We start from the raw sequence: 20,423 nt of genomic DNA, 5'->3' as shown, positions 1-20,423 counted from the left end.
CAGAGCCGCGCTTTGCTTTTCGGCGCGGTCAAGCCAAAATTCGGTCCGTTCGATTTCGCGGCGGACGGCAAGCTGGTCCTCGAAATGCGCCGCTCTCAGCCGGTCGAGGCGGGCGATTTCGGCTTCAAGACCGGATTTGCGCATGAGCCGTTCGTCTCCCGAGGCCATGGCCTTGGCGAAGGCGAATTGGTCGGCCGAGGAACCGACATCCTCGATGCGGCGAATGCTGGTATCGCCCGACATGGCCATGTCGATGAAACGGGCTTTGCGCTCGAGCAGTTGCCAGCCGGTGGCATCGACGCTGCCCTTGGTGACATAGGCGAAGAGGCGGATTTCGGTGTTCTGGTTGCCCTGGCGCTCGATGCGGCCTTCGCGCTGTTCGATATCGGCCGGCAGCCAGGGGACATCGAGATGGTGCAGCGCGATCAGCCGTTGCTGGGCATTGACGCCGGTGCCCATGGTCTGGGTCGAGCCGATCAGAAACCGGACCTTCCCGGAATTGACATCGTTGAACAGACGCTGTTTGGCGCTGGACTTTTTGTAATCCTGCATGAAGGCGATCTGGTTCGCCGGCACGCCGCGGGCAATGAGCTCGTCGCGGATCCAATGATAGGCGGAAAACCCGCGCTTGCCTTCGGCATTGGGCGTACCGAGATCGGAAAAGATCATTTGCGCGGCGCCCGGCAGCGGCCAGGGCGTGCCGTCCGGCTGGCGATAGGTCCAGTCCTTCGTCTCCAGCCAGATCGAAAAGGCATTGTCGATGAGTTTGGCGAGCTTGTTGCCGGGTTCACCGTACTTCAGGCCGACAAAACGGAGATCGATCGCGGCATGGCGGCCATCGGTAATGACCGACAGGAGGATGTCGTCGCCAGGTTGTGGCTTGCTGTGGCGTCTTTCGATGGCCCTGATGCGGTTGGCGAGATGTTTCTGGTAGCGTTTGAAGGCCACACTCGCCTCGCTGGAGACGATTTCGCGGCGGCCACCACGGATCGGCGGCAGTTTCAGATTATTGCGCAGATCGCTTTTCAGGACGACGTCGGCCACCGTGCGATAGATCGCCATCAAGTCGGCGACATTGACGAATTCGGCAAAGCGCGTGACCGGCTTGTATTGACCGGAAGGCTGTAATTCGAGCTCGGTGCGGGTTTCCCCGAAATTCGCCGCCCAGGCATCGAATTCGCTGATGTGGCGTTCGGCGAGGGCCTCCGGCTGCATGAAACGCTGCACCGTATACATTTCGCCGAGCGTGTTGGTGATCGGCGTACCGGAGGCCATGATCAGTTCGCGTCCGGCATTGAGCGTCTCGATGTAGCGGGTCTTGACATAAAGGTCCCAGGCGCGTTGCGAGCCTTCGGGATCGACACCTTTCAGCGTGCTCATGTTTGTCGGAAACGAGAGCTTGCGGAATTCCTGCGCCTCATCGACGATGATCTGGTCGACGCCGATTTCGCCGATGGTCAGAAGATCGTCCTTGCGGCTCCGCATGGCTTTCAGCTGTTCTTCGAAGGCTTCCTTGCGGTGTTCGATCCGTTTGCGGGTGAAGCGTTCGCTCTTGTCGACGGATTCGAGCATGGTCTCATAGAGATCGATCTGCTCCTGGATCAGCCTCTGCTCGAAGGTTGAAGGGGAGGGGATCAGCTTGAAGGCCGAATGGGTGATGATGATCGCGTCCCAATGGCCGGTCGCGGCCCTGCTGAGGAACCGCTGGCGCTTGTCTTTCGTGAAATTCGTCTCGTCGGCGACGAGGATCTGGGCTGTCGGATAGAGCAGCAGGAATTCGCGGGCGGCCTGCGCCAGGCAATGGCCCGGCACCGCATACATCGCCTTGGTGATCAGGCCGAGGCGTTTCTGCTCCATGATGGCGGCGGCCATCGAGAAGGTTTTGCCGGCGCCGACCGAATGCGCGATATAGGTCTTGCCGGTGCTGATGATCCGCCAGATCACCCGTTTCTGATGCGCATAGAAAGTGATGACGGAGCTCGCGCCCGGCAGGCGCAGATGCGAGCCGTCGAAATGGCGCGGGACGAGATTGTTGTAGGTCTCGTTGTAGATCCGGCAGAGGCGGTCGGCGCGTTCGCTGTCGGTCCAGATCCAGGCGCTGAAGGCCTCGCGGATCTTCGTGAGCTTTTCTCGGGCGGCCTCGGTATCGATCGCGTTGAGGACTCGCTTTTCGTGTCCGTCCTCCCGGAAGACGTCGTAGATTTGCGGAATCCGGGAATTGAGCGCATCGCTCAGCAATTCCCCCGCATGCGCCCGTTCGGTGCCCCAGACCGAAGTGGCCGATGCCTGCCCGCGAAACGGTGTCTCGTCGATGGTCCAGATCGCCAGGGCTTCGACGTGATGGACGCGTGTATCAATCTCCATCATCTCACGGATGAAGCGGCTGATGTCGCTTGCCGGAATCCACGGGGCGCCGAGGCGGGCGGTAATGTCGGAGGGTTTGAGATCGATCGGCTGGACGGCTTCAAGGGCTGTGGCATTGGCGTGGAAACGCGCGTCGCTGTCCGCGAGGGCTTTGGCTTCCTCGAGCTTCTTGCGGACATTGCCGGAGAGATAGGCATCGGCGGTCTGCCAGACGTCGAGACCCGGCACGGTGTTCGGCAGGCGGTAGATCTGGCCGCGCAGGGCCTCGATGACCTGATCCTCGCTCTGGCCGAGCAATTCGCCGATCATCGGCAGGTCGATCGTTCCGCGCTCGTGCAGGCAGACGGCCAGCGCATCCGCGGCGCTCTGGACCATCGGTTCGACGGGGGGATGCAGCACACGGTCGGTAAAGATCGGGCCGCCTTTGGCCTCTCCCGTCTCGACCGTATAGGTTTCGATCGAGGAGACCAGCCAGACGTCGGGATCATCGAGGAAGGGGGCGAGATTGGGTTTGCGCTGGGTTTCGCGGGTGAGGCCGGTCTCGGGATCTTTGGTTTCCGTGACCTTCGTCAGATTGATCGGTCCGAACTGGCGGACGAAGGCCTGATAGGCCGTGCGTAACCGGCTTTGCGCCATGCCCCAGGGCTGATTGGCTTCCTGCGCGCGCAGGACGTCCCGGATGGCGTCGCGGACGGGGATCAGCGCCCGGATGATCCGCGCATGTTTGTCGAAAATGCCCTCCTTGTTCGTTGCGCTGCGGATCGCGACCTTGCAGGGTTGGCCGTCAAGGATTTGATGCAGGACAGTATCGAGAAGGATGTAACTGCCTTCCTTGATGGTCGCGCCATCGGCGGCCGTGCCGACGACGATCTGGGGCTTTCCGGGTGATGGCCGGTCCTGGCTGGCTTTGGCGGGTTGGACGAGATTTTGCGGCAGGCTCTCGATCAGGCGGTCGAGCTTGTCGAAGACATTCCCGAATAGGGGCGTGCAGCCATAGGTCGGACCATATTGCGAGGAGACGCGGGCATTCCAGCCCAGGACATGGTCGGGATGATCGCGGTAATATTCATTGATCGCGATCGCGGCTTCGCCGTCTTCGGCTGGAATGATTTCAGCGAGGTCTTGCCAGGCGATGCCGTTCGGTTCCTGTCCGGTGGGGCGCTTGTGGAAGAACAGGACGTCGAGAATGACATCGGTGCCGGCACTTTCCGCCATGGCGCCGCGCGGCAGGCGGAAGGCGGCGACGAGATCGGCGCTTTGGGCGATGGTGGCGCGGGCGGTCGTGCCGGCTTTGTCGAGCGTGTAACGGCTGGTGACGAAGGCGGCGAGGGAGCCGGGTTTCAGCCGGTCAATGGATCGCGCGATGAAATAATCATGCAGGGAGAGGTTGAGTTTGCCGGTCGCGTCATCGGTATGAACGGTGCGATCCGAGAAGGGCGGATTGCCGATGGCGAGGTCATAGGAATCGGCAAGCTTCGCCTTGGTGAAATCCTCGTTGCGGATCCAGGCATTGGGAAACAATTGGCTGGTGATCCGCGCGGTGACCGGATCCATCTCGATGCCGGTCAGGCTGACCTTGCCGCGCAGTTTTTCCGGCAGCAGCGCGAAGAACAGGCCGGTGCCACAACCGGGTTCCAGGACCTTGCCTCCGGCAAAGCCGAGGCGGCGTACACCATTCCAGAGCGCGGTGACGAGCCGTTCGGGGGTGTAATGGGCATATTGGGTCACGCGCTTGAGGCTCGCGAGCTCTTCTCGCGTGACCAGCTGTTCGAGTTCTTCGGTCAGATCCTCCCAGCCGGAAACCGGCGGATTGTCGAGGCGGCGAAAGATTTTGTCGGCGACTTCGCCGGCGCCGAAAGCGGTGAAGCGGGCGAGGATCGCCTGTTCCTCGGCAGACGCGTTACGGCCTTCTTCAGTGATCTTTTGCGAAAGCGCGATGGCTTTCAGATTGTCCATGGCACGGGCTTTCCAGCCTTTGGCAAGCCCGCGATCGTCCTCGAGGCGAAAATCCTGGGCTGGGAATGGATCGGCTTCCTGCATAAGCGGAGCGGTCTCGCGCGGGGCAGCGGTCGCGCTCGCCGGCGCCTTGACGGTGGGCCGGGCGGTGAAGGCCGCCGACAGGGCGGTCGTATCGAACAGGGAAAGCTGGAACGAGTCTTTGCGAGCCATTGAAGTCCTCGGGACGAGCGTCATCGGCGGGCGGCGATGGGGCCGCCCGCGCGGTGGAATGAGACGAAGAGTGAGGGGTGCGTATGCGCCTACAGCGGCTCGATGGTTTCGAGCGCCAGAAAGCGTATGCGCCGGGATGTTTGTCTGCCGGTCAGGTCGAGTTCGACGCGCACGTAATCGGCAAAGGGATGTGTTCCCGGCCGGATGATCGTGCCGGTCCGTAGACGGCCGCCGATGCTCCGCAGAGACGGTTCGTGAAGGATCCGGACCCTTTGGCCGGGACGGCACCAGTTGGCGGCGCGGGCCTCGAGTTCGGCGCGCAGGAGGTCCTGCCGCGAAACCCATTGGCGGATGGTTTCGCCAGGCTGCGGATCACGCCAGGACCAGCTGCCAAGAAAGCTGAGTTCCGGGGGCAGGGCAGGCGGAAGGGAGGGCAGGCCGGTTTCCCGTTTCCTGCCGCGGCCCCATTGCAGGGGTTTCTTGCGGGCCGTCATGGCTCACCAGAATCCGTGGACGGTGTGGATAGCCATGAGCTCGAGGCGGTCGACCAGGTCCAGCGCCTGGCGATGCAGGCTCGAGCAGAGACGTGCTTTCTCGACGACATGGGACCAGACATCGCGGTCCTCGCTGAAGGGAGAATTGTCGCGCAGCGATTGCAGCTGGACTTTTGGCACGCCATCGGAATAGACGCCGTCCCGGACGAGGTCCCAGCCCTCACGGCGGGCGGCCTCATGATCGAATGTGTCGAAGCTGATGGGGCTGAGGGAGAAGGCGGTATCTGGACGGGGAAGATGGTAAGCTTTCATGGGGATCTCCTTTTTTCTTGAAGACCCCATTCCCCGACCACAAGCCGGAGGGACGGATGCAAAAGCGGCGCTTGCGCCGGGATTGCCCGGTCCAGCGCAGCGGCCGGGCGACCCGCCTTTTGCGGCCGGCACCCGCTTGTGGTTCTTTCCTTCTCCCTTTCTCTTCTTTCACATGATCATGTGTTCATGTGCCAATTGACTCGGCGGATTCCTGTTTTTGTGCTCCCGCGGCCAGGGCGATTTCCCGATTGATTATGCGCTTCAGCGGTCCCCCGTTGGTGAGGGCCTTGTTGAATCCGGAAAACAGACGGGCGATCTCGTGTGGATGTTTGGTGACATAAAGGTCGTAACAAAGACCGCTGTCGATGAGACTGTCGGCGAATGTATTGTATTCGGCGATGAGTTCTTTCAGGGACGAGACATCGACCACTTTCTCCGGTTTCGGACCGAACAGACTGGACATTTTGGTGCAGGTCAATCCGTTGCGCACCGTGATTGTGTCGATCTTGTGCGCGGAAATGATGTAGCGTGGCATGAGATGCTCCATTGGCAGGGTGTAAAAATGCAAAAGCCCGTCGCTAGGACGGGCTTGAAAGTGAGGGAAGGGCACAGGATCAGCGTGTTTCAGCCAGTTGTTTGACGCGGGCGCGCCAATTGGAGAACCATTCGAGGAAATCGCCCCCTGAAATCTCCAGATCCCGTTCGAATTCGACATCGAAAACCGCAAGAGCTTCCTCCAGCAATCGGGCCATGGCGTGGCTTTTCGCCAGAAGCTCCGCATTGGCCCTGGCTTGCACCTGCTCGGCATCGCCCGGTCCGATGGGATGGGTCTCGGCGACGAACGCCAGGGTCTTGCGCGAGACGATCCGGGACACCGGCAGGTTTTGCCCATCCGCCATGCGGGTGTGGCCTGGCAGCTTGATCCACGGCCCTTCAGTGGCCTGAGACAGAAGGATGTTGAAGCGGCTCATGCGGCTTTCTCCAGCCGTTCCTCACGCCAGCCATTGAGAATGGCGAGAATGGTCGCTTCGCTGAATCCCGTCATCCGCGCGACGTGACGGATGTCGAGCGCGATGACATGCAGAAGAATGGCGCGGGCGACTTTCAGGTCGAAGGCGCGGGTCGCAGCGGTTTCAGAGGCATGTGGCAGAAGATCATCGATCAGCGCGGCGGGACTGGTTGAACCGCGACCGAGAAGGATTTCGATGGCCTTGTCCGAGACCGCCTCATCCTGTTCCGTTGTGATCTCGAATTCTGCCGGCAGCATGACCTTGCGCGGATGCAGCGGAATGACCGGGGCGGACGGAAGGGAGGGTGATTGCGGTTGAACCTCGGACGCGATCGTCTCCACACTGGCGACGGGTGCTTTGGGTTCGATCCGTCTCGCCGGCGAGGGTTCCGGTTTCAGAAACTGCACGAGGCGCTGTAAAAGGATGCGCAGTCCTGGTTCCTGCCAGAGCGGATGGGATAGGCTGAGACTGGGATTCATTCGGGAGCTCCTTTTGTCTGAAGACCCCATCCCCTCACCACGAGCCGGAGGGACGGCTGCAAAAGCGGCGCTTGCGCCGGGATCGTCCCGGCCCAGCGCAGCGGCCGGACGACCCACCTTTTGCCGGCCGGACCCCGCTCGTGGTTTTTCTTCTCTTTTTTCCTTTTTTCCGTTCCAGGAAACCGGAATAGCATGTCTTTAAAGACGATCTCCAGTCTCAACGATTTGTGCCTGCACAAGCATTTCTTTTAGTGTCCTTATGACTGTCCTATTCCAGAACAGAGTCAATAAACGAAATCATTGGGGAATAGACGAAAGCATGTCTCCGTGCTCAGGACGGTAGCCCGGGCCTTAAGCTGCTTTCTTACTCGTTTGATGGATGCGCTGCATACGCTGGAGAAGACGGAAGGGACCAAGTGGATCCTTGCTCCCGTCGTAATCGGGGTCAATCTTACGGGCGAGGACTGTCGCGACCAGGAGAAACGCGGAGGCGCGAGCCGTCGCATGTTCGTCGTTCTGATCATGCCGCGATGCCATAATGGCATTGCCATGCAATCTGTTAACATCATAGAGTATCTCGAGAAGGGCGCATTCCCGCTCGGTTCTCATCAGGGTTTTGGCATTATAGAATGCCGGAAGCATCACGATGTCCCCGTCATGACTTCGCGTCTTTTCCTGCACGCTCTGAATCGCCGATTGTCTATCGAAATATTCCTCGACTGTGCCGTCCCGATCCCGAACAATATAAGCATCGGGTGCCATGCCATAGGCATCCTGCTTTTTCTTGATCGAGGAGTGCACAACGTGCTGGATACGTTTTTTCTGGCTGACTTCTATAAACCAGAACCAGAGCCCCTTTAAATAGGAACCCTCATAGCGCGTGAAATGGTAATCAATTTCTCCTTCGGCATTCAGATAGGTTATTGCGGGTGCGTAGGATGCCAGACCAAGAAGTGTGTTGCAGCCTGATGTCGGGCAGAGACGCCCTGGTAGACCGAGATAAATGACTCGATTCATGGTCGCGCAGCCGCAGTTCGGACACGTCATGAACAATCCCCCCTATGTGAGATGTGTCTGTTCTGGCCGATATAATTTCCCATCGTTCCAGGAGTATCTATATGGTATTACCGTTATATATTAAATTTTCCAATTTTTCTAGAAACTTGGCATATCACATTATTTCGATCTCTAATTTGTGATCCTTATTCTGCTGCTTGCAGGGTCGGCCCATTCTGGTCCGGCGCTTGTCTGCGGAGATCGTCGATGACGAGCGCGATGGCGCGTCCGACGACGGAAGCAGGAGAACCGTCTTCGTCCGCATTCATGGCAGCATGGACGATTTCGAGAGGCATGCCGTATTGAAGCCCGATCGAAACACCGATGACGGCATCGCGGATATTCGCCTCGATCTTGCTGCCGGGTTTGTTGCAGGCGATGAAGAGTTCGCCGACCTTGCCATCCGGCAGGCAGGAATACGAGACGACCCAGTGAACCCCTTCGGCGTCGAAGGGCAGAGAGGTGGATTCCCGCCGATTGGCGAACCTTTGTCTGAGGACTATCGTCATGGCTTGATCCTTTTGACGTCGTCGCGGTGTTCGAAGCAGCTCCAGCGGCCGTCGATGCCATGCATGAGTTTGACACCGAAGCCAAAGGAGGCCGGCTTGCCGCAGATCGCGCAGCTATGGGACTTGAGATCGCGGTCGATGCGCGACGGTTCGGAATGCGTGTCGAGATCGCGCTGCGATGGTTTTGAAAACAGATCCGGCATGGTCAGCGCGCCGGGAAGGAGCGAGTGTGACGCGAGTTTGGCCGCAGGGGTGTTCTCGCCACACGCTGTACGGGCGGGGCGCCATCATCGCGCAGCCAGCCATCGATGCGATGCTGCGGCGGGATGTCGGCGATGAAGCGCGAGGGATCGACAAAACCGCGCCGGAATTCGCAAAAGGTGATCGCGGCACGGTGTCTGGCCCTTGTGATCGCAACGTAAGCGAGGCGGCGTTCCTCATCGAGATCACTGTTGCCGGCCGGAAAAATCCCTTCTTCCCAGCCAGGCAGGAAGACATGATCGAATTCCAGCCCTTTCGATTTGTGCAGGGTCATCAGCTTGAGCCGGCCTTCCTCCGTCTCGTTCGGCCGGCTGGTGGCGAGCGCCGCATGGTCGAGGAGTTCCTGGGCGTCGTGAAAGCTGCCCGCCAGCTGCAGAAGCTCGCCGATATTCTCGAGCCGCGCCTCGACGCCTTCGGCCTTGCTTTCCTTCAGCATGGCGCGATAGCCGGTCGCGTCGAGCAGGAGAGACAATTGGTCGGCCAGCGTGAGGCTTTTGTCACTCGCGACCTTTTCGATGGCTGCGACGAACAGAAGGCCAGCCTTGCGGCAGGCGGGCGGCAAAGCGGCCGTCTCGATCGCGCGAAACAGCGACAGACGGCGGAAGGCGGCTTCTTCCTCGAGAACAGCCATGGCCTTGGGACCGAAGCCGCGCCGCGGTTCGTTGATCACGCGCCGCAGGGCCTCGTCGGATTGCGGATCATTGGGTGTGGTGGCGACCCGCAGAAAGGCGAGTGTATCCTTGATTTCGGCGCGCTGGTAGAAGCCGACGTCGCCGACGATCACATAGGGAATTTTCGCGCGCATCAGGCATTCCTCGAAGCCGCGCGAGAAGAAATTGTTGCGGTAGAGGATCGTCATGGCTTCGAAGCCGACGCCTTCGCCATGCCGCTTGCGGATTTCCTCGACGATGCCATGGGCTTCGGCCTCGGCATGTTTGAACGGCACCACCTCGATCGGCTGGCCATAGCCCTTGTTGGTGAAGAGCGTCTTGCCGAGCCGATGCGGATCGCGCGCGATCACCGCATTGGCGGCGTTGAGGATGGCTCCGGTCGAGCGGAAATTTTGCTCGAGGCGGATCACTGCAGCCTCCGGAAAATCCTGGGTGAAGCGACGGATATACGCGATATCCGCCCCGCGCCAGCCATAAATCGCCTGATCATCGTCACCGACGCAGAAGAGGCGTTGATGGCTGGAAGCCAGAGCCCGCAGCCATTGATATTGGGCGTAATTGACGTCCTGATATTCGTCGGCGAGGATGCAGTCGAAACGGTTCGCCCAGCGGGTGCGATAGGCGGCATCGCGCAGGAGGGCGCGTGTCGGCCAGAGCAGGAGGTCGCCGAAATCGGCGCTGTTCTGGTCACGCAGGCGCTTCTGATAGAGGTCGTAGATCCTGGCGGCGGCGAGCAGGCTTGCCGGATGGATCGGCTTGCCGAGCGTATTGGCATCGGCGATCAGCTTGCGAACATAGGCGGGCGTGTCCTCCGGGGACAGAAGCAGGTCCTTGAACTTGCCGATCTGGTTGGTCATGCGCTTGACCGGCTCGGCGCCGGATTCATTGTCCTTTTCATCGGCATTGAGGTTTAAGGACTGCATGATCCTCTTGATGAGGCGCCGGCTGTCGTCGGCGTCGATGATCTCGAAATTCGGGCGCAGCCCCGCGACTTCCGGTTCAGCGCGCAGCTGCCGCGCGCCCAACCCATGAAACGTGCCGAGCCAGGAGGGTGTGCTGCCGCCCTGCAAGGCCTCGCGGATGCGGCCGGTCATTTCCGCGGCGGCCTTGTTGGTGAAGGTCACAGCCAGAATACGCGATGGCGAAAGGCCTTCCACGGCGATGCGATGGACGACGGCACAGGTCAGCGTCGAGGTCTTGCCAGTGCCGGCACCGGCCAGCACGACGAGAGCGCCAGGCGTGGAAGCGGCTTCCACCTGCCGGGCGGTCAGGTTCGCCGCCAGGGTCTCGAAGGCCTGGGACGAGGGCGCATACAGCGGCCTGTCATCCATCAGGGCCGCATAAGCGTCGGGATCATAGGAATCAAATTCGTTCGACATGGCAATTGTATCCGTAAACTATGATGAATTCGCCAATGTGCTTGTCATCGATGGAGAACAGGACGAATTCACGGTCGAAATCGTCAACGTCTTCGTAGGGTTCGTCGCGCTTGCCGAGGACGATGCCGATGCAACCACCGAAATTGCCTTCAACGTAAACAAGCGGCGTGTTGTGATCCGGCTCCCAGTAGCGCGCACGAATGCGTTCGGGCAGGCAGGAAAAGGCAGTCAGATGCGCTGTGAAGTAGCGTTTATTCTCAGCGGAGCTGGGAGAATCATAAAGTCGCGACATGGCAGTTCCAGGGGTAGATACAGAGCAGTTCGTCAAGATGATTGTCGCTGGTCACGAAGACCGTGAACGCTGTCTCCAGGATCCAATCACCATCCGCATCCTGGTCTCCTGAGATGACAAGGCCTTCGATCGCGCCGGAACCATCATGCGGTTCGACGGACACATATGTGTCCGTCAGGCTGCTCTGGTTGGATCGCCAGGCTGGTTGGAGAGAGGTTCCTTCGGGCAGGCTGACGAAGGCGATAGAATGGCGGTTGTGCAGATTGTCGTTCGCCATCGCGGGTGGCGTGAGAGCCATCGTCATGGGCGGCTCCTTTCCTGCAGGACCTGGTTCCAGTCACCATTGTCAATGGATGGACGCAGGCGTTTGAAAAGAATGCCGGTTTCTCTCGCCATGATCGCGTGGAGACAGGCATAGCGGGCGCCGGCCGGATTGGCATCGACGGCGCTGATCAGCATCGCATCGGGATAATGGGCGGCCATGGTCCTCAGAAGCCCACGCAGGGCATCGAGCGTTTGCGGTCCCATACCGCCACTTGTTGCGGCAAACAGAGTGTCGTCCTTGATCCCGAACAGGGCGGCGAGGCTCAAGGCGTCGATCGCGGCCTCGGCGAGGATCAAACGGCGCGGGATTGCAGCCGGGCCGAACCGGAACAGGCGTTTGGCGCCGCCTTTCAGACCACCCTTGTAGGCCGGACCACGAATATCGACGTGGCAGACGGTTTCGTTTTCGTCGCGATGGGCGAACCAGGCGCTGCCTTGAGGACCACAGCGAACGACATCGGCGTGGCTGGCGGCTTTGAGGATGGAAGCCGGCAGGCAGCGTTCTTCAGTAAGATAGCGCCAGGTTGTCGAGCCGGGATAAAGCGCCAGCCGCTGGTTCCAGCGCCAGGACTGAGACCGGTCTTCGTGACTGATCCGCGGCGGTCTCTCGGGTTGTGCCAGCGCGTGAAATCCCTGCAGCTCGGCACCTGCCAGCGGCCGCAGGATCTTGCGGGCGAGGCCAAGACTGGTGCCCGGCTTGAGATATTGCACGAGGGAGATGACATCGCCTTTGGCGTCGCTGTGAGGATCCCACCAGCCCTTGCCGCCATGGTTGATGATCAGGGTTTCGCCTTTGCCACGCCGATATTTGAGGGCGTTGCGCGTGCTTTCAGCCTTGTCGAGTTGCCAGGGATCATTCTGCCGTTCGAGCAGGACGCCGCAATGCACGCGGTCGCGGAAATCCTGAAGTTCGGGATCACGGCTCATCAGCTTTCTCCGTTTGTTTTGCGAGGGTCAGGTCCACCTGAACCTCTGCCTCGCGGCGAGCAGCGGGTGTGCAAACGGAGTGGGTGCCTTCGCGGGGAACCGGCTGCACGGAGCGCGCGGCGCGGAGGAAGCTGGGCGGAAGGCACTCCGGAGTGCGCCGAGGGCGGAGCCCTAAGCAGACGGGGTTGGGACATCGAAATCTCCGTCAGAGGACCGGGCGATTTCAGCAGCCGTCCACGCGAACAAGCAGGGCCTCGACGATTTTTCCGCGATTTTTTCGGGCGCTTTTTGACGGGCTTCACCACGCCGCCGCGCGGGTCCCGGGATTTTGTCCTGACCATCGGGATCTCCTTTTTCTCGCAGACCCCTGCCCGGCACCACGGCCGGATCGATGCGGCAAAAGCGGCGCTTGCGCCGGGATTGCGGGGGCCCAGCGCAGCGGCTCCCGCACCCCGCCTTTTGCCGTTGAGAACCGGCCGTGGTTCTTTCTTCTGTTCCTGTTTTCCCCTTCCCTTCTGGCGAATGTTCTGATTCTGTACTGAGGCGCACGGGAGAGGCCGCGCTATGACGGGAACGAAACCATGGATGAGCTGGCGATCCTGCTCGAGGCGCGCGCGCCGGAATTGAACCGGATGCGGTTCTGGCGGGTCAGGGTCGGCCGCGATCTGTTCGGGTCATGGAATGCGCGCGTGACCTTCGGCCGGATCGGCGGAGCCGGCCGCACCATGCGTTCTGATTTCGAGGATCGAGATGAAGCCCGTGCTTTCGTGCGCAAAGGCCTCAAACGGCGCAAGGGCGCGCAGCGCCGCTGTGGCGCCACCTATCAACTGGTCGAGGCTTCGGGCGAAGCCGGGGACCTGCTCAGCCAGGAAGCCGGGGCTCCAGCCCGGCCAATGTCTGCGCGCAGGCCCATTCAACAGGCATCCGGGCCGAAGTCTGGGGCATTGCCTCCTGCCTCTGTGCCTGCCCTGCCGCCAACCTTCTGGGACTGGCTCGAAGCCAGGCGAGAAAGCGGTTCATAACCTCTCGAACCGGATTGGCTGGGAACAGGCGCCGCGATATTTGTTCGTATTATGTTCTCATTTCGCCTCATCTATCCGGTACGGGTACGCCGCGGCGCGAGCCGCTTCCTGCCCACGTTCCTCGAGGGCCTGTGCGCGGGGTTTCCTTCGCCGGCCGATGATTATCTCGACGAGAGCATCGATCTCGCCGAGCTTTTGATCCGCAATCCGCCGGCGACGTTTCTGTGGCGGGTCACTGGCCATTCGATGCGGGGGGCCGGGGTTTTCGATGGAGACCTGCTTATCGTCGATCGCAGCCTTGAGCCGGTCGATGGCGACATCGTCGTGGTCATCGTCAATGGCGAGCGCTCGCTCAAACGTCTGCAGGTCCGCAAGGGACAGCTCATTCTCCGTTTCGAGAACAGGGATTTTCCCGAAAGTTTCGATCTGCATGAAGGCGACGAAGTGGAAATCTGGGGTGTCGTGCGCTGTTCCATCCACTGGCATCGGGCGAGTGGATAAATGAACCGGACCTTTGCGCTGATCGATGCGAACAGCTTCTATTGTTCGTGTGAACGGCTGTTCGATCCCAGGCTCAAAAATCGGCCTGTGATTGTCCTTTCGAACAATGATGGAAATGCTGTTTCAAGAACCAAAGAAGCCAAGCCGTTTGTGGCGATGGGTCAGCCCTATTTCCAGGTCAAGGATGTTTGCAGGCGGGAAAATATCGCCGTGTTCTCGTCGAATTACGCGTTTTATGGCGACGTTTCAGCCAGATTGAATATGGTGTACCGGCAATTTTCGCCGGAAATTGAGATCTATTCAATCGATGAAAGTTTTCTGGACTATTCCGGCTTCGACGGCCGCGATCTTGAGAGCTATGCGCGCGAACTCCACCAGACGGTGCTCCGATGGATCGGAATTCCGACTTGTATCGGGATTGCGCCCACGAAGACATTGGCCAAGCTTGCCAATCGGCTGGCCAAAACCACGCCGGAAATGGGCGGCGTCTGCGATCTGCGGGATCAGGGCAAGCGGGAGGAAGCGCTGAAACGCATGCCGGTCGAGGATATCTGGGGCATTGGGAGAGCTTCGGCCGCCAAGCTCCAGCGCCTGGGCGTCATCACGGCGGCCGAGCTCGCCGCCCTCCCCTCCCCGCTTGTCCGCAAGCTCCTGTCGGTCGTGGGTGAGCGCATCGTCCATGAGCTTCAAGGTCATGCCTGTCTGCCGCTTGAACAGATGGCGCCGCAGCGCAAGGGCTGTGCGGTGACGCGCTCATTCTCGACGCGCGTGACAAATCTCGATCAGATGCTGGAGGCGGTCTCGGCCTATGCCGTGCGGCTCGGGGAAAAGTTGCGCCGGCATGGCATGGCGACGGAAGCGCTGACGGTCTTCTACCACACCTCGCCGTTTGATGCGGGGCCGTCGAGATTGGTCCAGAAATGTGTCACCCTGCCCGAGGCCTCGGCCGATACATTGACGCTGCTGCGGGCGGCCCGTGACGGCGCGAAGGCAATTTGGAAGGATGGGTATCGCTATTCCAAGGCCGGGATTGTGACCATGGACCTTGTTCGGCTCGAGGATGCGCCGCATGCCTTATTTGATGGCTATGACCGGGAAGTCTCCGCGAAACTGATGGCGGCGCTCGATGCCGTGAACGGAAAATTCGGGCGTGGAACTTTGTATCCAGCCGCCGCAGGCATCAAACGTCCCTGGTCAACACAGTTTGCTATGCGTAGTCAACGCTATACGACTCGGATCGAGGAATTGCCAACGATCGGCTGATGGATGTTCAATAAAAGTTGAATACCGGTATATGACGTAAGACCACTAGAAAACACAATTATTGGTTGTTATACGAAGGTCGTTTACATGTTTGCTGAGACACACCCTGCATATTTGCCGAAATTATAGATTCTTAAAAAGAAATTCACTGATGGCGGATTCTTGTTTCCAAAAACCCGCCATCAGTGATGATTTCATACCGGTTTTGGCGTCCAGTCGGGGCCATGGACAGCGCGCATGCCGGCATGGACGCGTTGTCGGCGGCGTTTCAATTCCTCCCAGCATTCAGCGGTGCGCATATCGGATACGATAGCGTGTTTCAAAAATTCGTTGCTCTGCATGTGGGGGAGCCATTCGGAAACCGGCTTTCCGTCATTATCGATCATGCAAGGTTGGTATTTGGCCATGAGAATTCCAATGCTCGAATGAAAGGAAAAGATCAGGCCGCGAGGGCCTGGTCGCGTTGAAGAGCATGAAGATAATTGGCTGCCTGAGATGCCTTGGCGGCGGCGGTGAAAATAATTCTCTTGTCAGACTTCAATGCTTTTAACCACGATGATATATATTGCGCGTGGTCATCACGGGTTTCTGACGTTAGTTTGAGGTCATTGCAGAGAAAAGCGGCTGTTAATTCGGCAATTAATTCTTCTACTGCATAGGCATGATCACCAAATTTTCTTCCTAGTTCGCGGTCACAGCGATTTTTATGGCTCGTCCAGTGACCTAATTCATGTAAAATAGTTGAATAATACGCTTCTTCTGGCGTGCTGCTCTTCGTGCCAGTGAATAGGCTCTTGTCCGGTATGGTGATGCTGTCCGTGGCAGGACGGTAAAAGGCGCGATCGCCGCCATGATGGATGGTGGCTCCTGTCGCACTGATGAAGTGTTCGGCCTGCTCGATCGGCAGCACCCCGGGCGCGGACGGAGCCTCTTCAGTCGGTATTTCAAAGCCCTCTACCTGCTCCGCCGCGAAGACAGGCGTGGTTTTCGCCACGCGGCGGGTTTCTGCCTCATCTGAGCCTTCGGTCTCAACCTCATAGGTTTTGTAGAAGGTTACATAGGAGGATTTCTCACCCTTGCGGACCTGGCATCCGGCCTCGGCCCATTGCTTGTACGTTCCCCAAATGCCGGAGGTGTATCCGAATTTCTCGGCATAGACCCAGAGGATGAGCGTATTGATGCCCTGGTAGTTTTTGTTCGAGGCAATGTTTTTCGGCCGGATCGCTTTGTTGGCGAGTGTATGCCAGGGCATTTGAAACGAGCCGACACCCTTTTCGATCGCGGCCACGATTTGGTCGGTGATATGCTGATGAATATCGACTTGGGGCTTCATTTTCCTCTCTCCTGTCTCACAGGAAGCCGCTTTCGAGCAGCCTCGTGGGGACAGAAGGACCAGGCCTCATCGGCGCCGATCAAACGCCGCGCTTTGCGCGCCGCCTTGGCGGGGCGGAGCTACAGGCGGCCTTGGTCGCCGAAGCGAGCCGCGTTGAGTGGAGACGAGGGGACTGGTCAAAGTCCCCACCAACGAGGCCGCTCATAAGCGGATTTTGAATTTTTCGCTTTTCCGCGGTCGTTGAGCGTTCAGAGAAAGGGCTGCAGGAGGAGGACCGGATGTGCAATCTCTATTCTGAATTGCGATCCCAACGCGAGATCATGGAAGCAGCGGAGGCAAGCGTTGATCGCACAGGCAATCTGCCCCGCTTGCCAAGCATCTTTCCCGATTATGCGGCGCCGATTGTGCGCAATTCAGCGGAAGGACGTGAATTGGTCATGGCGCGCTGGGGAATGCCCTCCCCTCCCTTTGCGCTGAAAGGACGCCAGACGGATCATGGCGTCACGAATATTCGCAATCTTCATTCACCGCATTGGCGTCGATGGTTGGGGATCGAGCATCGCTGCATCGTACCGTTCACCAGCTTCTCGGAAAACGAACATTTTCCCAATGGATCGCGAACGCCCGTCTGGTTCGCTTTCGGTGATTCACGGCCGCTGGCCTTTTTTGCCGGCCTTTGGACCCGTTGGACGTCTGTGCGGAAATTAAGTGAGGGCGAGACGACGAATGATCTGTTTGGCTTCCTGACGACGGAAGCAAACAAGAAGGTTGGCGCGATTCATCCCAAGGCCATGCCGGTGATTTTGACTGAGCCGGAAGAAATCAGGATCTGGCTCGAAGCTCCAACGGAAGACGCAATCAGGCTCCAAAGGCCATTGCCATATCATCGACTCGAAATCGTTGCCAGAGGCGAGAAAAAGGATGAAGCGGTGAATAATTCAAACAAGCGATAATATTATATCATTCTGATATTATTTGCAATTTTAATAGATTGCAACTAGATGCTATTAGTAGCTACCGGATGATTATAATAGCTATTGATTGCACATGGTTGCATTTGATTGCTTTCGGTTGCATTAAATATCTACCTGTTGCATTATATTGCATGCGGCGCTATTGGTAGCTACCATATGCGTGCAGATGCACTCCGTGCTACCGATTGCATGGACTGCAATCGGTAGCACGTAAAGCTATCGTTAGCATTTGATTGCTATCATTATGAAAGTTCATGGAGACCCTAAAATATGCCTGTAATTGTAACGGCAAACCCAAAAGGGGGAGCTGGGAAAAGCACCCTGACATTGGTCTTAGCTCAAACACTTGCTTCTATGGGAGGATCTGTGACGGTAATCGATGCAGATCCAAACAGACCAATTGTAGATTGGCGATCTGGGTCTTCAAAACTCGATTTTGACGTGATTGATGATCCAAAGGAAAGTTCAATCATTCGTCAAATAAGAGAAGAACAGTCGAAAAAACAATTTGTGTTTGTGGATCTAGAAGGCACGGCTAGTAGATTGGTATCTCGGGCGATTACACAAGCAGATCTGGTACTAATTCCATTACAGGCCAGTGGTGTGGATGCTCGTCAAGCTAGTCGCGCAGTTGATCTTATCCATGAGGAAGAAGAAGCACTTGGTAATCGATCTATTCAGTTTAGAGTTGTTTTGACACGCACGAATCCTGCAATCAAAACAAGAATTGAAAGAGAAATATTATCTAGCTTGACGGCGGCTGAACTCCCTATACTGCGTACAGCTTTACATGAACGACAAGCATACAAAGCGATGTTCGTTCGGCGGCTTGGCATTCAAGAGCTTGATCCAAGCGAGGTGAATGGTCTCTCAGAAGCACAAAAGAATGCTGAAATGTTAGCGGACGAACTTTTAGAAATTCTCAAACCTGAGACTGAGACTGAGGTAGCAGCCTAATGAGCGACGATACGTTTGGATTCAATAAAAGTGCTTCACTTGCATCGAAAGTGGCGTCTATTAAGCCAAAGCAAGCAGAGCCGGTAAATCCTACACTTTCGAGGATTGATGAAGCTGCAGAAAAAGTAGGATTCCATAGCAGAGAACCAGGCACTCGTTTGCTTCCTCGCCGTAAAAAGTCGGTAGGTCCAACAATCACAATTAATACACGAGTACCTGAAGATGTGGCAGAACGATTCATTCAATTCTGTGATCAACGTCGCCTTTCGTATTGGGAAGGAATAGACGAATTGATGAATTTAGCTAAGGTATAAATACCATTTAGAAGCAGATTTGTGCGTGAATGTCTGATAATTAAATTAAAGATGAATGCATACGCCAGCACATCTGATTTTTGCCAGTTATAACATTGAACTTCTTTATGGTCGTAGTGGAGTGATTAGACGGATTATGGGCGAGGGGATCTCTGGTTCGGGCTGGTGGACGGGGCTCTCACTTTCTTACTTCATGCGAAAACGGTTACGAATGCCCAAGCCGATAAGGAAGAGACAAATGGCCCCGAAAAGGGTTTGACCAGCAGTAACGACTTTGATCCAGACAGGTAAGTTTTCAATAAAATGGGGATCAAAAAATTCCCTGCGGAAACCGAAAACATTCAATATGTTGGCGAGGCTGAAACCAATGGATGTGTATATGGATAAATCGGTGAACCAAAAGAATGTTCCTGTCCCTATCACTACTGTCGCGAGAAGCCAATAAAGCGGTCGGCCATAACTTAAACCGTAATTGGAAACCACTCCATAAATCGCGATAGGGAGGCCTTGCCGCCAGCCGAGTAAAACGCGGCGTGCTTCCATCTCAAGGGCAAAAAATTTGAGTTCGTCCTCGTGCTTTTTCAGCCTGTCCATTTCGAGTTTGAGACACGCATAAGCGTCGATGAACAGCCTGGCCTTATTTGGGGGCGGTGGCTTCGGCCATATGATGTTGTGCCAGACCGTTCCTTGATGCAGTTTGGCGCCGAAGAAACGCGGTGGCTCTGTTAGGAATTTTGTACCTTCGAACGAAGTCGTGCTTTTCATCTCGGTGTTAATGAAATAGCTCTCCTCATGAAAAGCTGCCTTGGCGAAGATAGCTGTACTTGAGAAAGTCGCGCTCTCAAATCCTGCCCCGGCCAAGAACTTTGCATCAAAGAAGTCGGCTTGACTTGAGAAAGTAGCGTTAGCAAAGAAGGTCCATGCAGAGAATGTCATGCTCCGAAAGACGACTTCATTAGAGAACTTCGCATTGTTAAAATGAGCCTCTTGTGAGAAAGTCGCGCCATCGAAGTCAGCAACTCCGCAGAATGTCACTTCATGGAAGTCTACGCTGCGAGAAAATTCCGCGTTCTCAAAGCTGATCCTCTGATAGAAGTAAGCGCTCTGGAAGTTGGCATCCCCTGAGAAAGTCGCGCCATCGAAGCGTACTGGCCTAACGAAGTGAAATCCTTCGAAAGATATATCTTGATCGAATTCAACATTGGAAAAATCAATGTTTGCATCATACTCTGGAAGCGAGAGGTCCTTCCCTAACTCTCGGCAACGAGCCTTAAATTTATCACGAAACTCCTCTTGCGTAGCAGTGTCTAAATTTCCATGGAAATATTTATTCCAGGCTGACATATTATTGTGTTGCTTATCATTAACTCCATAAAGTGTGGCTAATAAATACCAAGTATTATCTTCGGCCTTCGTCTTTTGACGTTTATATTTCTCTATATTTTGTTCAATATTATTATGATATTTTCTCATTATCATTCTCTAAAATTAAGAGGTTTATGATTAAATATAATTATATAGTAATAATTATTATTACTTATTATAACTTATATTGCGATATATACTTTTATGGGTCAGATCACGAAACGGAAAAAATTGTACGTTTGCCGTGGTTTGCCTTTTGGTTGAGTTCGAATAAAAGTTTGATTCTACTAAAATATAGGGCCACGATCGACTTTTGAGAGTAAGTTTTAGTCCAGAGGAAGATCGGCAAATTTCATGCGAAAAACTCGCTCGAAACCGTGCCGTGTCCAGAGCAATAAAATAAATAATATTATCAATTAGACAATGTTTCTAATGGTATTGAACCAC

At 56.7% G+C, this 20,423-nt stretch carries 21 protein-coding genes; 6 read left to right on the top strand and 15 right to left on the bottom strand.

Going from position 1 to position 20,423, the window contains the following annotated elements; genetic code table 11:
• From DL88_RS16940 to DL88_RS16875, 13 genes are all read right to left on the bottom strand, one after another.
• Window positions 1–4,533: helicase-like domain-containing protein (locus tag DL88_RS16940; RefSeq protein WP_034998839.1), on the bottom strand; the 4,533-nt coding region annotated here is incomplete at its 3' end.
• An 89-nt stretch (window positions 4,534–4,622) separates the two neighbouring features.
• Window positions 4,623–5,027, bottom strand: a complete 405-nt coding sequence (locus DL88_RS16935; RefSeq protein WP_034998837.1) for a hypothetical protein — start codon at window positions 5,025–5,027, stop codon at window positions 4,623–4,625.
• Window positions 5,028–5,030: 3 nt separating this feature from the next.
• Window positions 5,031–5,339 carry a hypothetical protein gene (locus DL88_RS16930; RefSeq protein WP_034998834.1) on the bottom strand — a complete coding sequence of 103 codons (309 nt, stop codon included), beginning with the start codon at window positions 5,337–5,339 and terminating at the stop codon, window positions 5,031–5,033.
• A gap of 184 nt (window positions 5,340–5,523) precedes the next feature.
• Window positions 5,524–5,874: a hypothetical protein gene (locus DL88_RS16925; RefSeq protein WP_084705254.1), complete on the bottom strand. Its 351-nt coding sequence runs from the start codon at window positions 5,872–5,874 to the stop codon at window positions 5,524–5,526.
• 79 nt (window positions 5,875–5,953) lie between these two features.
• Window positions 5,954–6,310 carry a hypothetical protein gene (locus DL88_RS16920; protein WP_034998830.1) on the bottom strand — a complete coding sequence of 119 codons (357 nt, stop codon included), beginning with the start codon at window positions 6,308–6,310 and terminating at the stop codon, window positions 5,954–5,956.
• Complete coding sequence (locus DL88_RS16915) at window positions 6,307–6,828, bottom strand: hypothetical protein (protein ID WP_034998827.1); 522 nt, start codon at window positions 6,826–6,828, stop codon at window positions 6,307–6,309. Before DL88_RS16915 ends, DL88_RS16920 begins: the two co-directional genes overlap by 4 nt.
• Before the next feature lie 351 nt (window positions 6,829–7,179).
• Window positions 7,180–7,845, bottom strand: a complete 666-nt coding sequence (locus DL88_RS16905; RefSeq protein ID WP_034998822.1) for a hypothetical protein — start codon at window positions 7,843–7,845, stop codon at window positions 7,180–7,182.
• Between the two features lie 185 nt (window positions 7,846–8,030).
• A complete protein-coding gene (locus tag DL88_RS19595; protein WP_051956114.1) occupies window positions 8,031–8,393 on the bottom strand; it encodes a hypothetical protein in 363 nt (120 codons plus the stop codon).
• Window positions 8,390–8,596: a hypothetical protein gene (locus tag DL88_RS16895; protein WP_034998820.1), complete on the bottom strand. Its 207-nt coding sequence runs from the start codon at window positions 8,594–8,596 to the stop codon at window positions 8,390–8,392. The genes DL88_RS19595 and DL88_RS16895 overlap by 4 nt, the downstream gene beginning before the upstream one ends.
• Window positions 8,597–8,598: 2 nt before the next feature.
• A complete protein-coding gene (locus tag DL88_RS16890) occupies window positions 8,599–10,704 on the bottom strand; it encodes an ATP-dependent helicase (protein ID WP_245270928.1) in 2,106 nt (701 codons plus the stop codon).
• Entirely contained in the window at window positions 10,688–10,996 is a 309-nt protein-coding gene (locus DL88_RS16885) for a hypothetical protein (RefSeq protein WP_034998817.1), read from the bottom strand. The genes DL88_RS16890 and DL88_RS16885 overlap by 17 nt, the downstream gene beginning before the upstream one ends.
• Entirely contained in the window at window positions 10,980–11,300 is a 321-nt protein-coding gene (locus DL88_RS16880) for a hypothetical protein (protein WP_034998814.1), read from the bottom strand. Before DL88_RS16880 ends, DL88_RS16885 begins: the two co-directional genes overlap by 17 nt.
• Window positions 11,297–12,247 (bottom strand): DUF3991 and TOPRIM domain-containing protein, encoded by a 951-nt coding sequence (locus tag DL88_RS16875; RefSeq protein WP_034998812.1) that lies wholly within the window; start codon window positions 12,245–12,247, stop codon window positions 11,297–11,299. The genes DL88_RS16880 and DL88_RS16875 overlap by 4 nt, the downstream gene beginning before the upstream one ends.
• A 581-nt stretch (window positions 12,248–12,828) precedes the next feature.
• On the opposite strand from DL88_RS16875, the gene DL88_RS19590 reads away from it, so the two are divergent.
• The 3 genes from DL88_RS19590 to DL88_RS16855 are packed head-to-tail and all read left to right on the top strand — an operon-like array spanning window position 12,829 to window position 15,033.
• Window positions 12,829–13,269 carry a WGR domain-containing protein gene (locus DL88_RS19590; RefSeq protein WP_051956113.1) on the top strand — a complete coding sequence of 147 codons (441 nt, stop codon included), beginning with the start codon at window positions 12,829–12,831 and terminating at the stop codon, window positions 13,267–13,269.
• Between the two features lie 51 nt (window positions 13,270–13,320).
• Window positions 13,321–13,770: a LexA family protein gene (locus DL88_RS16860; RefSeq protein ID WP_034998807.1), complete on the top strand. Its 450-nt coding sequence runs from the start codon at window positions 13,321–13,323 to the stop codon at window positions 13,768–13,770.
• The gene (locus tag DL88_RS16855) at window positions 13,771–15,033 is read left to right on the top strand and encodes a Y-family DNA polymerase (RefSeq protein WP_034998804.1); all 1,263 of its coding nucleotides are present in this window, start codon (window positions 13,771–13,773) and stop codon (window positions 15,031–15,033) included.
• A gap of 439 nt (window positions 15,034–15,472) precedes the next feature.
• Here DL88_RS16855 and DL88_RS16845 read toward each other — a convergent pair whose 3' ends face one another.
• Window positions 15,473–16,366, bottom strand: a complete 894-nt coding sequence (locus DL88_RS16845; RefSeq protein WP_034998799.1) for an ArdC family protein — start codon at window positions 16,364–16,366, stop codon at window positions 15,473–15,475.
• Window positions 16,367–16,644: 278 nt separating this feature from the next.
• On the opposite strand from DL88_RS16845, the gene DL88_RS16840 reads away from it, so the two are divergent.
• From DL88_RS16840 to DL88_RS20015, 3 genes are all read left to right on the top strand, one after another.
• On the top strand, window positions 16,645–17,319 hold the full coding sequence (locus DL88_RS16840) for an SOS response-associated peptidase (RefSeq protein ID WP_034998796.1): 675 nt from the start codon (window positions 16,645–16,647) through the stop codon (window positions 17,317–17,319).
• A gap of 291 nt (window positions 17,320–17,610) precedes the next feature.
• Complete coding sequence (locus DL88_RS16835) at window positions 17,611–18,297, top strand: nucleotide-binding protein (protein ID WP_034998794.1); 687 nt, start codon at window positions 17,611–17,613, stop codon at window positions 18,295–18,297.
• Entirely contained in the window at window positions 18,297–18,611 is a 315-nt protein-coding gene (locus tag DL88_RS20015; RefSeq protein WP_084705252.1) for a hypothetical protein, read from the top strand. Before DL88_RS16835 ends, DL88_RS20015 begins: the two co-directional genes overlap by 1 nt.
• Window positions 18,612–18,797: 186 nt before the next feature.
• Here the strand turns inward: DL88_RS20015 and DL88_RS16830 are convergent, their stop codons facing one another.
• On the bottom strand, window positions 18,798–20,084 hold the full coding sequence (locus tag DL88_RS16830) for a pentapeptide repeat-containing protein (RefSeq protein ID WP_034998791.1): 1,287 nt from the start codon (window positions 20,082–20,084) through the stop codon (window positions 18,798–18,800).
• Window positions 20,085–20,423: the final 339 nt, after the last annotated feature.

It is taken from the genome of Beijerinckia mobilis, from assembly GCF_000745425.1.
In the GTDB taxonomy this organism is placed as follows: Bacteria; Pseudomonadota; Alphaproteobacteria; order Rhizobiales; family Beijerinckiaceae; genus Beijerinckia; species Beijerinckia mobilis.
The sequence above is the reverse complement of the archived record's forward strand: the minus strand, read 5'-3'. Positions and strand labels throughout refer to the sequence as shown.

Excerpts from the sequence above, each read along its gene's own strand:
- DL88_RS16930 (WP_034998834.1), bottom strand. The coding sequence starts at position 5,339 with ATGAAAGCTTACCATCTTCCCCGTCCAGATACCGCCTTCTCCCTCAGC.
- DL88_RS16840 (WP_034998796.1), top strand. The coding sequence starts at position 16,645 with ATGTGCAATCTCTATTCTGAATTGCGATCCCAACGCGAGATCATGGAA.
- DL88_RS20015 (WP_084705252.1), top strand. The coding sequence starts at position 18,297 with ATGAGCGACGATACGTTTGGATTCAATAAAAGTGCTTCACTTGCATCG.
- DL88_RS16890 (WP_245270928.1), bottom strand. The coding sequence starts at position 10,704 with ATGTCGAACGAATTTGATTCCTATGATCCCGACGCTTATGCGGCCCTG.
- DL88_RS16875 (WP_034998812.1), bottom strand. The coding sequence starts at position 12,247 with ATGAGCCGTGATCCCGAACTTCAGGATTTCCGCGACCGCGTGCATTGC.
- DL88_RS16830 (WP_034998791.1), bottom strand. The coding sequence starts at position 20,084 with ATGAGAAAATATCATAATAATATTGAACAAAATATAGAGAAATATAAA.
- DL88_RS16885 (WP_034998817.1), bottom strand. The coding sequence starts at position 10,996 with ATGTCGCGACTTTATGATTCTCCCAGCTCCGCTGAGAATAAACGCTAC.
- DL88_RS16880 (WP_034998814.1), bottom strand. The coding sequence starts at position 11,300 with ATGACGATGGCTCTCACGCCACCCGCGATGGCGAACGACAATCTGCAC.
- DL88_RS16845 (WP_034998799.1), bottom strand. The coding sequence starts at position 16,366 with ATGAAGCCCCAAGTCGATATTCATCAGCATATCACCGACCAAATCGTG.
- DL88_RS16855 (WP_034998804.1), top strand. The coding sequence starts at position 13,771 with ATGAACCGGACCTTTGCGCTGATCGATGCGAACAGCTTCTATTGTTCG.
- DL88_RS16895 (WP_034998820.1), bottom strand. The coding sequence starts at position 8,596 with ATGCCGGATCTGTTTTCAAAACCATCGCAGCGCGATCTCGACACGCAT.
- DL88_RS19595 (WP_051956114.1), bottom strand. The coding sequence starts at position 8,393 with ATGACGATAGTCCTCAGACAAAGGTTCGCCAATCGGCGGGAATCCACC.
- DL88_RS16835 (WP_034998794.1), top strand. The coding sequence starts at position 17,611 with ATGCCTGTAATTGTAACGGCAAACCCAAAAGGGGGAGCTGGGAAAAGC.
- DL88_RS16935 (WP_034998837.1), bottom strand. The coding sequence starts at position 5,027 with ATGACGGCCCGCAAGAAACCCCTGCAATGGGGCCGCGGCAGGAAACGG.
- DL88_RS16925 (WP_084705254.1), bottom strand. The coding sequence starts at position 5,874 with ATGCCACGCTACATCATTTCCGCGCACAAGATCGACACAATCACGGTG.
- DL88_RS16920 (WP_034998830.1), bottom strand. The coding sequence starts at position 6,310 with ATGAGCCGCTTCAACATCCTTCTGTCTCAGGCCACTGAAGGGCCGTGG.
- DL88_RS16915 (WP_034998827.1), bottom strand. The coding sequence starts at position 6,828 with ATGAATCCCAGTCTCAGCCTATCCCATCCGCTCTGGCAGGAACCAGGA.
- DL88_RS19590 (WP_051956113.1), top strand. The coding sequence starts at position 12,829 with ATGGATGAGCTGGCGATCCTGCTCGAGGCGCGCGCGCCGGAATTGAAC.
- DL88_RS16905 (WP_034998822.1), bottom strand. The coding sequence starts at position 7,845 with ATGAATCGAGTCATTTATCTCGGTCTACCAGGGCGTCTCTGCCCGACA.
- DL88_RS16860 (WP_034998807.1), top strand. The coding sequence starts at position 13,321 with ATGTTCTCATTTCGCCTCATCTATCCGGTACGGGTACGCCGCGGCGCG.